The 11,660-nt window shown below is 28.6% G+C and carries 13 protein-coding genes; 1 reads left to right on the forward strand and 12 read right to left on the reverse strand.

All coding sequences use genetic code 11. From position 1 onward, the window contains the following. From priA to VK071_00830, 6 genes are all read right to left on the reverse strand, one after another. Positions 1-2,411, reverse strand: a 2,411-nt coding sequence (priA, locus tag VK071_00805) for a primosomal protein N' (GenBank protein HLR33855.1), incomplete at its 3' end; no start/stop codon positions are given. Then, positions 2,398-3,612: a bifunctional phosphopantothenoylcysteine decarboxylase/phosphopantothenate--cysteine ligase CoaBC gene (gene coaBC / locus VK071_00810; GenBank protein ID HLR33856.1), complete on the reverse strand. Its 1,215-nt coding sequence runs from the start codon at positions 3,610-3,612 to the stop codon at positions 2,398-2,400. The genes coaBC and priA, both read right to left, overlap by 14 nt. After that, entirely contained in the window at positions 3,613-3,822 is a 210-nt protein-coding gene (rpoZ, locus tag VK071_00815; protein HLR33857.1) for a DNA-directed RNA polymerase subunit omega, read from the reverse strand. Between the two features lie 13 nt (positions 3,823-3,835). After that, positions 3,836-4,438 carry a guanylate kinase gene (gene gmk / locus VK071_00820; GenBank protein ID HLR33858.1) on the reverse strand — a complete coding sequence of 201 codons (603 nt, stop codon included), beginning with the start codon at positions 4,436-4,438 and terminating at the stop codon, positions 3,836-3,838. 14 nt (positions 4,439-4,452) lie between these two features. Continuing rightward, a complete protein-coding gene (locus tag VK071_00825; GenBank protein ID HLR33859.1) occupies positions 4,453-4,719 on the reverse strand; it encodes a DUF370 domain-containing protein in 267 nt (88 codons plus the stop codon). A gap of 17 nt (positions 4,720-4,736) precedes the next feature. Continuing rightward, entirely contained in the window at positions 4,737-5,618 is an 882-nt protein-coding gene (locus VK071_00830) for a YicC/YloC family endoribonuclease (protein HLR33860.1), read from the reverse strand. Between the two features lie 224 nt (positions 5,619-5,842). Between VK071_00830 and VK071_00835 the strand changes: the two genes are divergently transcribed. Next, positions 5,843-7,612 (forward strand): NFACT RNA binding domain-containing protein, encoded by a 1,770-nt coding sequence (locus VK071_00835; protein ID HLR33861.1) that lies wholly within the window; start codon positions 5,843-5,845, stop codon positions 7,610-7,612. Between the two features lie 4 nt (positions 7,613-7,616). Here the strand turns inward: VK071_00835 and pyrR are convergent, their stop codons facing one another. From pyrR to aroF, 6 genes are all read right to left on the reverse strand, one after another. Then, positions 7,617-8,156: a bifunctional pyr operon transcriptional regulator/uracil phosphoribosyltransferase PyrR gene (gene pyrR / locus VK071_00840; protein ID HLR33862.1), complete on the reverse strand. Its 540-nt coding sequence runs from the start codon at positions 8,154-8,156 to the stop codon at positions 7,617-7,619. Positions 8,157-8,160: 4 nt separating this feature from the next. Then, complete coding sequence (locus VK071_00845) at positions 8,161-9,078, reverse strand: RluA family pseudouridine synthase (protein HLR33863.1); 918 nt, start codon at positions 9,076-9,078, stop codon at positions 8,161-8,163. Further along, the gene (gene lspA, locus VK071_00850) at positions 9,075-9,542 is read right to left on the reverse strand and encodes a signal peptidase II (protein HLR33864.1); all 468 of its coding nucleotides are present in this window, start codon (positions 9,540-9,542) and stop codon (positions 9,075-9,077) included. The genes VK071_00845 and lspA overlap by 4 nt, the downstream gene beginning before the upstream one ends. Before the next feature lie 161 nt (positions 9,543-9,703). Beyond that, positions 9,704-10,327 carry a TraR/DksA C4-type zinc finger protein gene (locus VK071_00855; protein ID HLR33865.1) on the reverse strand — a complete coding sequence of 208 codons (624 nt, stop codon included), beginning with the start codon at positions 10,325-10,327 and terminating at the stop codon, positions 9,704-9,706. Next, positions 10,328-10,609, reverse strand: coding sequence for a DUF5665 domain-containing protein (locus VK071_00860; protein ID HLR33866.1), 282 nt, complete (start codon positions 10,607-10,609; stop codon positions 10,328-10,330). Between the two features lie 267 nt (positions 10,610-10,876). Beyond that, on the reverse strand, positions 10,877-11,660 hold a 784-nt coding region (gene aroF / locus VK071_00865), incomplete at its 5' end, for a 3-deoxy-7-phosphoheptulonate synthase (GenBank protein ID HLR33867.1).

Below are 11,660 nucleotides of genomic sequence, written 5' to 3' on the forward strand. Positions count from 1 at the left end.
AATATTTGCCATCTATAATTATTTTTTATTCTTTCAAGAGGTGCTGGATTAGGTCCATATATATTTTCTATAACATCTTCTTTTTTATTTTCCTTTAAACCACTAATTACATCATTATATACTAATTTGGATATAGAAGAAATCTTTGCATCATCCCCTCCATAAATAACAATACTCACCAAATTAGTAAAAGGCGGAAATTCAAACTCCTTTCTTAAAGCTATTTCTTTGCTATAAAAATTTATATAATCATGCTCTTTAGAAGTTTGTATGCTAAAATGATCGGGGCTATAAGTTTGAACTATTACATTTCCGTCTATATCACCCCTACCTGCCCTACCAGCTACTTGAGTAATTAGTTGAAAAGTTCGTTCCGATGATCTAAAATCGGGTAAATTTAAACTAGTATCTGCTGCTATAATACCTACCAATGTGACATTTGGAAAATCTAAACCTTTTGCTACCATTTGCGTTCCTATTAAAATATCGATTTTCCCTTTTTTCATCTTCTCTAATATTTTTACATGACTGCCCTTTCTTGTAGTAGTATCTACATCCATTCTAGCCACTTTTGCCTTAGGAAAATACTTTTTAACTTCTTCTTCAACTTTTTGTGTACCAATTCCAAAGTATTTAATATACCCGCTTTTACAAGAGGGACATATTGTTGGAGCTTTTTGTGCCCCACCACAATAGTGACATTTTAATATTTTCTTTTGCAGGTGATAAGTCATAGATACATCGCAATTACTACATTTTAACACAAATCCACATTTTCTACAAGATACAAAGGTTGAATACCCTCTCCTATTTAAAAACAATATAGTTTGTTTACCTTGTTTTAAATTTTCAGATATTCCTATAAATAAATCAGAACTAAACATGGTTTTATTACCCTTTTCTAGTTCCTCCCTCATATCTATTATTTTTATAGAAGGCATTTGTTTTCTATTTATCCTATCTGGTAAATTAAGTAACTGAACCTCTTTAATTTTAGCCCTATAATAAGTTTCAACAGAAGGAGTTGCTGTTCCTAGTACTAAATAACTTTTTTCCAATTCACATCTTTTCTCGGCAACTTCAATAGCATTATACTTAGGGTTCATGCTAGATTTATAACTGGTTTCATGTTCTTCATCAATTACTATTAAACCTAAATTTTCAAAAGGTGCAAAAACTGCTGACCTAGCTCCCACTGCTATTTTAACTTTCCCCTCTTTAATTCTTCTCCATTCATCAAATCTTTCTCCAAAAGAAAGTCTACTATGTAATACTGCCACATTATCTCCAAAACGGCCTACAAATCTTTCTATAATTTGAGGTGTCAATGAAATTTCAGGTACTAATACAATCGCTTGTTTTCCCATATTAATAACCTTTTCAATTAACTGGAGATAAACTTCTGTTTTTCCACTACCAGTTACACCATGAATTAAAAATTTATTGTTCTCATCTTTATTTTCTATACTAGTAAAAATAGAATCCACACAATGTTTTTGTGCTTTTGATAAGTTAAAGCTTTTATAATCCTCAATTTCTTTAGTAATAGGGCTTCTTAGAACTTCTTTATCAATTATAGAAACCATACCTTTTTGCTCCAAAGCCTTTACTGTAGAAGAAGAAGTATCTACATCCATAAGTATTTTTTTTAATTCCACACCTTCTTTAGCTTTAAAATATAAATACTTTATAATTTCTATTTGTTTATAGGCCCTTGAGCCTGTTCTCTTAATTTGCTCTTCTAAAGAAATTCCACTATTATTTAATAACACATATTTCTCATATTTTTTATTTATTTTTGTATCTACTTGAAATGAAGTGCTTATTAATTTTTTTTCCTCTAAGTTTCTTATATCCTTATTAATATTTTCCTCATTTAAAGTTTTTTTCACTTCATCTATCGGAATGCAATTATTTCTTCTTAATAATCTAATAATCTTTGTTTCTAAATTACTTAATTGATTCCATTTTACATCTTGATTATCCTCTAAGTTTATAAAGGAAATAATATTTTTAAAATCCCCAGGAGGTAAAACTGTATTAAAAGAGTCTATATAGGGAGATAAATAATACTCACTCATCCAAATACTTAATTTTATTAGTTCCTTAGATATTAAAGGTTTATCATCTAGCAAACTCTCTATATACTTAAGTTTTGTTAAATCACCCTGATATTCTTCTAGGGCGATAACAATTCCCTTAATTAATCTATTTCCCCTACCAAAAGGAATTACTACCCTCATACCTTCTTTTATATCATTTATCATTTCATCCTTAATTAAATAGGTAAAAGGCTTGTCTAATTTAGCAACTCTATTATCTATAATTACTTTAGCAACTAATTTTTCCATTACATTATCATTCCCTCTTATTGAAAAATCAAAAGCTAGATAAAAATCATCTAGCTTCAATTAATTTTTCTACCTTATCCAAAATAACTTTTGATAATTTTTCTTTGCTCATTAGAGGATATTCTTCTGAACATCCTTTATTATCTATTATAGTAACAATATTAGTATCTGTTCTAAAGCCAGCATCTTCTTTTGAAACATCATTAGCTACTATAAAGTCAAAATTTTTCTTTTCTAATTTTTCCCTTGCATGTTTTTCTACATTTTCAGTTTCAGCTGCAAACCCAACCATAATTTGGTTCTCTTTCTTTTTACCAAAGCTAGCAGCTATATCTGGATTTCTTATATATTTTATTTCTAGTATATCATCCTCACCAGTTTTTTTCTTTATTTTTTCCTTACTAAACTTTTCAGGTTTATAATCTAAGGGTGCAGCAGCCTTTATTAAAACATCTGAATCATTAAAATACTCTTCAACTGCCTTTAACATTTCCATTGTAGTATTTATATTTACAACTTTAACATTTGAAGGTGGTTGTAAATTTGTGGGGCCTGTTACTAATACTACATCCCCCCCTCTATTACTAGCTTCCTCAGCTATTGCATATCCCATTTTACCACTGGAATAATTAGTCATATATCTTACAGGATCCAAAGGTTCAATTGTTGGACCTGCTGTTACGATGATTTTTTTATTTATTAAAGTTTTCTTATTAAGAGAATCTAATATATATTGGACTATATCAGCTGGTTCAGCCATTCTCCCTTTGCCAAGATATCCACAAGCTAGCATCCCTGTCCCTGGCTCTATAAATTCATAATTTAATCCTTTAAGTTTCTCAATATTCTCCTGAACAATTGGATTAGCATACATATGAGAATTCATAGCTGGTGCAAAAACTACTTTTGCTCTAGTTGCCATTATTACAGTTGTCAACATATCATCTGCTATTCCATTAGCAATTTTCCCAATAATATTACCTGTTGCAGGAGCTACTAAAACCATATCTGCTTTATCCGCCAAAGCAATATGTTCTATGTCCCAAGACTTAGGTTCCTCAAACATATCAATAGAAACATAATTTTGTGAAATTGACTGGAAAGTTGTAGGCCCAACAAAATTTTTAGCATTTTTAGTCATTATCACATCTACATTTGCATTCATCTTTTTAAGTCGACTAACAACGTCTACAGCCTTATATGCAGCTATTCCACCCGTTACTCCTACTAATATGTTTTTATTTTTTAACACATTATTCACCTACCCATCACCTTTAGTTTCTCGTCTTTTATAGTATAACTGATTTTGGTCAAACTCCTCGATAGCTATACTAACAGGTTTAATAGAATCGGTCTCTATTTGAGGTTTATCTCCATCTATTAGCTGTCTTGCTCTTTTTGCAGTAATCATTACTAGTGTATACCTACTATCTATTTTTTCTACCAACTCATTAATTGATGGATATAACATAAAAAATCCTCCCTTACAATAATATTTGTTCTATTAGTTCTTTCTGCCTTACTCCTCGAATTTTCTCAGCAGTGATTATTGATTCTATTTTTTCTACTGCTGTTATAACCTGGTCATTCATCACTACATAATCATAATTCTTCCCAAATTCCATCTCTTTATATGCATTTTCTAGTCGTCTACTAATATCTTTCTCAGACTCAGTTCCCCTTTTTACAATTCTATTTTTAAGCTCTTCCATAGAAGGTGGCAAGATAAATATTAATACAGCTTCAGGATAAACTTTCCTTACTTGCAATGCCCCTTGAACATCAATTTCTAGAATAATATTTTCACCTTGTTCCATTTTTTCAAACACATATTTTTTTGGAGTACCATAGTAATTATCATGAACATTAGCATATTCTAAGAATTCTTCTTTTCTTATCATGTCCTTAAACTTTTCTTCTCCAATGAAGAAATAACTAATTCCATGGTCTTCACCTTTCCTAGGCTTTCTAGTAGTGGCACTTATTGAAAAATTAATGTTTTGATGTCTCTTTAAAAGTTCTCTACAAATAGTTCCTTTACCAGAACCAGAAGGTCCTGAAATAACTAATAGCAAACCTTCATCCATAACTATCCCTCTTTCTACATTATTTCAGCATCTTGATTTTCTTTACTATTCAATCTATGAGCTACAGTCTCTGGTTGAACTGCAGAGAGTACAATATGATCACTATCTGTAATTATAACAGCCCTAGTTCTGCGACCACATGTTGCATCTATAATTATTTTTCTATCTCTAGCCTCTTGAATCATCCTTTTTATAGGAGCAGATTCTGGGCTTACAATAGCAATTATTCTATTTGCTGATACTACATTTCCAAATCCTACATTAATAAGTTTAACGGACATATTATGCCTCCTTTATTCTATTCTACATTTTGAATTTGTTCTCTTATTTTTTCTAATTCACTTTTAATTTCTACTACATTATTAGATATTTCTATATCATTTGCCTTTGAACCTATTGTATTAACTTCTCTATTCATTTCTTGTATTAAAAAATCAAACTTTCTTCCTACTGGACCCTTTTCATCAAAGCTTTTCATAAACTGATTTATATGACTGTATAATCTTATAACTTCTTCATTAATATCAGATTTATCAGCAAAAAAGACTATTTCATTAGATAATTTATCTTCGTCTAAAGTATATTTATCTTCTAATAATTCTTTAACTCTTTCTTCAAGTTTCACCTTATATTCTTTTATTACTAAAGATGACCTTTTTTCTATTTCCTTTGCCTTTTCTTCAATAATTAATAAATTTAACCTAATATCTTTATATAATTCTTTTCCTTCTTGAGCACGCATAAACATAGTTTCTTCCAGAGCAATTTCTACTGCCTTTTTTAAGCATGACCATATTTTTTCTTCATCTAATTCTTTTTTTTCAACTTTAATAATATCATCGTTATATAATATATGATCTAAATTTACCTTATCATTAATATGTAACTCTTGATTTAAATTTTCTAAGGCTTTTAAATAAGAATTTGCTAATGATATATCAGTTTTAATTTCAACTTCTGAATCACTTAAATATTTATAATCTATATATACTTCAACTCTTCCTCTGCTTATTTTGCCTTTTATAATTTTTTTAATCTTTTCTCCTAAAAAATTTATATGCTTAGGCATTTTAATAATAATGTCATTATATCTATGGTTAAGAGTTTTCATTTCCACAGAAAAACTATAAAGCTCATCACTAAATTCTCCCCTACCAAAACCTGTCATACTCTTTATCATAATATCCTCCTCCTAAAAGCTATAGAAATTGTATCATAATTAAAAGTACTGTCAATTCTTTTTTCACTGCAAATTATACTAATAAATCTTAGAAACATCCAGAGTTTATTACAAAAATTTAATATTTAAAAGGTTCTAAAGAAATTATAATTTACTCGATTCCATTTACTTGTCTTCATAAAATGATATACTTAATTTGTTAGACTATTTATGGAGGTAGAGTTATGGCATTTGATGGAATAGTTACAAAAGCATTAGTAAGTGAATTAAATGAAAAGATTGTTGGTGGCAAGATTAATAAAATATACCAACAAGAAAAAGACGAGATTCTTCTTCATATCTATAATAAAGGTGAAAACTTTAAATTAATTATTTCTGCTAGCAGCAATAATTCAAGATTTTATCTCACAAAGTCTTCAAAAGAGAACCCTCAATCTCCACCAATGTTTTGTATGCTTTTAAGAAAGTATATCCAGGGAGGAGTTATATCGAGGATTGAACAATTTTCCTTAGATAGAGTTGTATTTATAGATATTGATTCCTATGACGAAATTGGTCAATTATCAACTAAAAGGCTTATCATAGAAATAATGGGAAGACATAGTAATATTATATTATTAGATAAAGAAATTGATAAGATATATGATTCTATTAAAAGGATACCAGAAACTATTAGCAGGGTGCGACAAATATTACCTGGCTTAAACTATGAAAACCCACCCATTGGTGATAAAATATCACCTTTAACTGTAGATAGTTCCACATTTTTAAAACTTTTAAACAATACTAAAGAAAACTTACCAATATTTAAATTTTTCTACACTAGCTTTCTTGGTTTAAGTCCATTAATAAGTAGAGAAATATGTTTTAAGGGACAAATAAACCCTAAAAAGACTATTAAAGATTTAAGTGAGAAGGAAAAAAGAAAACTGTTCTATTCTTTCAATGATTTAATGGAAGAAGTAAAAAATTTAAACTTTAGACCTAATTTGATTTTTGAAAATAGCAATTATATTGCTTTCCATGCCTTAGAATTAAATCAATATGAAAGATATACTAAGGAATCCTTTAATTCTATTAGCCAAGTACTAGATAAATATTATAAAGAAAAGGATATACATGATAGAATAAATCAAAAATCTCATTCTATTAGAAAAACCTTACAAATCCAAATAGAACGTTCTACAAATAAACTAGCAAAACGGAAGGCTAAAATAGAAAAAGCTAAAAATAGGGATGATCTAAAAATTTATGGCGATTTAATATCTGCCAATATATATAAAATAAAAAAAGGTGAAAAATCTGTAGAATTAGAAAATTTCTATGATGAAAATTTGCAAAAGATAAAAATACCATTAGACCCTAAACTATCACCAGCTGAAAATGCACAAAAATATTATAAGTCTTATACAAAGCTAAAAAATGCACATAAACTTTTAAAAAAGCAAATACCTGAAACTAAGAATGAAATTCACTATTTAGAAAATGTTTTAATGAGCATAGATAACTGTACTAATATTGATGAACTAAATGAAATAAAAGCAGAATTAATGGAAGAAGGATATATAAGAAAAAATTATAAGAAGAATAAACCTAAGAAAACTAAGCACCCTAAACCAGAGCATTTTCTATCTTCTGATGGCTTCCATATTTATGTTGGAAAAAATAATAAGCAAAATGATTATCTAACTCTTAGGCTTTCCCATAAAGAAGACTTATGGCTCCATGTTAAGGATATTCCCGGAAGTCATGTAGTAATAAGAAATATTAACAAAGAGTTTAGTGACATAGCTTTAAAAGAAGCTGCCATGTTAGCTGGTTACTATAGTAAAGGACGAAACTCTCAAAACTTACCAGTAGATTATACAAAAATAAAATATGTAAATAAACCAAAGGGTGCAAAACCTGGCATGATTATATATGAAAATAATAAAACTATTTATGTAACTCCCAAAAAAGAATATATAACCAATATTAAAAAGGTAGAAAATTAACTTTCTACCTTTGTTCTTTAATAACTACTTTATCAACATTATCAATTTCTTCAAATTGAACGCTAACTATTTCAGATTTTGATGTAGGAACATTTTTCCCTACATAGTCTGGCCTTATTGGTAATTCCCTATGCCCTCTATCTATTAATACTGCTAATTGAACCTTTTTAGGTCTACCTTTATCCACTAATGCATCAAGGGCAGCTCTAACAGTTCGACCAGTAAATATAACATCATCTACTAGAACCACATTTTTAGCATTTATATCTATATTAATAGCACTATCCTTTACTACTGGTTGTTGATTTACTTCTGTTAAATCGTCTCTATATAAGGTTATATCTAAACTAATAACAGGTACCTTTACTCCCTCAATTTCACATATTTTTCTTCCTAGTCTTTCTGCAAAAGGAATACCTCTAGTTTTAATACCTATTAATACTAAATCTTTAGTTCCTTTATTTCTTTCAATTATCTCATTAGCAATTCTAGTAGTAGCCCTTTGTATTGCTTTTTCATCTAATATTAAAGCTTTTGTTCTCAAAAAATCACCTCCCCTTTCCTCTTATTGACTTAAGTACTTTTTGAAAATAATAAGGTAAATCTGAAGTAAATTCTAAATAGCAATTTTTAATAGGATGAATAAAACCAATTTCTTTTGCATGAAGTAATTGGCCTTTTAATCTAAAAGGATTTTCTCTATTAGAATAAGTCATATCCCCAACTATAGGATGGCCTATAGAGGCCATATGTACCCTTATTTGATGGGTTCTACCCGTTTCTAATTCTATTTCTAATAATGTATAGTCTTTATATCTTTCTAGTACTTCATAATGGGTTATAGCAAGCTTCCCACCTTTTTCTACAACAGTCATTTTTCTTCTATCTGATGAATCTCTTCCTAAATAATTTTTAATAGTAGATTTATCTTGTTCTATATTCCCATATACTAAAGCCCAATATATTCTTTTTACATTTCTATATTTTAATTCTTTACTTAGCCTTTCGTGACAATAATTATCTTTGGCAATTATTAATAATCCGGAAGTATCTTTATCTAGTCTATGTACAATTCCTGGACGCATTATCCCACCATAATTGGATAAATGATTAAAATAATAAAACAACCCATTAACTAAAGTTTCAGAGTAATTTCCATTGGCGGGATGAACTAGAAGTCCCTGGGGCTTATTAATAATTGCAATATTATCATCTTCATATACTATATCTAAAGATATATCTTCTGGTTTAATTTGTATTATTTCAGGCTCAGGAAAATTCACAGTTATAAAGTCTTTTAATTTAACTAAATATTTAGGTTTAACAATTTTTCCATTTACTTTTATATATCCATTATTAATAAGGCCCTTAATATAAGTTCTAGATTCATCTTCCATTATTTTAGCTAAGTAGACATCTATTCTTTTTCCACTATCTTCACTAACATATATTTCTATAGACTTCATATAGTTCTCCTAACCTCATACTTATTAAAAATGACCATATATACTATAAGTATTGTAGCAATTACAATAAAGCTATCCGCTATATTAAAAACTGGGAAATTATAAGAATTGCCAAACTTTACACTAATAAAGTCTATAACATAACCAAGCCTTATTCTATCAATTAAATTTCCCAATGATCCTCCTACAAGCATAGCCAAAGCAACTTTCATTGGTTTATTTAAGTAGTTGTAATTATTAACCAATATTACAAAAATAGCTACAATTACTAAAGAGGTCATAAAAATAAAAAAATATTTTCTATTTTGTAAAATTCCAAAAGCTGCCCCATAATTTTCAACATAACTGAATTCAAGCATATTATCTATTATAGTAATAACGGCTTTACCTTTTAAATGTTTAACAGCTAAATACTTAGTTATCTGATCAAATATTAAAATCATTACAGCAATGACATACAGCAACTAAATTCCTCCCTTTATAAATTAAATTCACCTTCAAAATACTTCCCTATACTTAAAATCTTTATTAATTGTAAAAAACTTCTTTATTAAATGTATATATATATATTGTAAAGGATTATATAGCTTATTACAATAAAAAAATGCTAGTAGTTACTAGCATTTTAATCTATTGATTTCTTATAATATTCATCTGATACTTTTTCAACCTCTTCTACTACTCCTTCATTATCTTCATCAAATATTCCTAGATCATCACCGGTTGAGGAAGAAGGATCATCCTTTATTTCATTGAAACGGGCTACAGCTTGGTAACTGTCTTCATCATCAAATTCTATATCCTTTTTACTTCTATTGTAAGATTCTATTAAATTTGCTCCTGTTAATCTTTTTTTATTATTTTTCTTACTTATTTTTTTATCCTCTGCACAATTTATACATAATTTCAAATAGGGAATTGTATCTAGCCTTTCTCTATCAATTTCATTACCGCAAATATTACATAGTCCAAAAGTATTATCCCCAATTTTTTCTAGGGAATCTTCAATTTCTGCCAAAGTATTAGCAGTACTATTTTTCAATCCTCTTTCTTGTTCCATAATAAAAACTTCAGTTCCTAAATCCGCCGGATGATTGTCACGATAAGATAATTCACTATAATAATTTTCCATAGATCCTATTTTATCTTCATTATCCATTTGCTTTATTGTTTTTTCTAAATTTTGTTTCTCTTCTAATAATCTTTTTCTATAATATTCTTTTATATCTCCACCCATTTCTTCCTCCATTTATAAGTTTTCTTGAACTATTCTAACTAATTCGGCTATAAAATCTCCAATAAGGGGAAGATTCAATTTTATTAGAGATTGTAGAATGTATATAAATAAGGCTCCTAAGGCAGTAAAACCTATAGCCATTCCAAAACCTCTTGCTAATCCTTGTATAAAATTAATGTAAAGTAGTTTTTTCTTATTATTAACAAAGTCTACATATTCAGCAATTTTTGCATTCTCCAGAGTCATAGCTATCTTATTCAGCTTTTCTTCCATATTATCATGTTTTTTTCCCATTTAACTCCCCTTATATTACTATTTCCATTAGGCTAAATAATAACCAGCTTTTTTTACTCGACTCCAAAGAAAAATAGCAATAAATAAAACATTAAAAGACTGGTCTTATTATATTCTGCCTCCCATAATTTTGTTAATAGAAGGAAAAAGAAAAGTAAATAATCATCCATAAAATCCCTCCAATAATCATACTACATTATATGCTTACTAGAGGGATTTGTATAATTTAATTTTTGCTTTTTCACTCATTAAATAAATTATATTTGTTTATCCATTTCTATCATTATTTATTTCTCTCTTTAAAATTTCTATATCCTTATACATTTTTTTAAATTCATTAAAATTTAATGACTGTCGCCCATCGGATAAGGCTTTTGAAGGTTCCGGATGTATCTCAATTATAGCTCCATCTGCACCTATTGCCAATGCTGCCTTTGTAGAAGAGGGTACAAGTTCCCATCTACCTGTCCCATGACTAGGATCAACTATAATAGGATAATTTGATAAAGATTTAATAATTGGTACACTGACTAAATCTAAAGTATTCCTAGTATAATCTTCAAAAGTTCTAATACCTCTTTCGCAAAAAATTATATCCTTATTTCCTTCCGCTTCAATATATTCTGCTGCCATTAACCACTCTCTTATTGTAGAACTCATTCCTCGTTTTAATAAAATTGGTTTGTCTAGTTTTCCAACTTCTTTTAAAAGAGAATAGTTTTGCATATTTCTTGAACCTATTTGGATAATATCTATAATTTCACAGGATTTTTCTATATCTCTCGGATCCATAATTTCAGAAACAATTTTAAAATTGTATTCTTCTTTGATTTTATTTAATATTTTTAATCCTTCAAAACCAAGACCCTGAAATGAATAGGGGCTAGTTCTAGGCTTAAAAGCTCCACCCCTTAGTAACTTAATTCCTAAGTCCTTTAAAAACTTTCCTATCTCATACATTTGTTCTTCACTTTCAACGGCACAAGGTCCAGCAATTATTTCAAAATTCTTTCCACCTATTTTTACACCGTTTCCTATATCAATTACTTTA

It is taken from the genome of Tissierellales bacterium (assembly GCA_035301805.1).
In the GTDB taxonomy this organism is placed as follows: Bacteria; Bacillota; Clostridia; order Tissierellales; family DATGTQ01; genus DATGTQ01.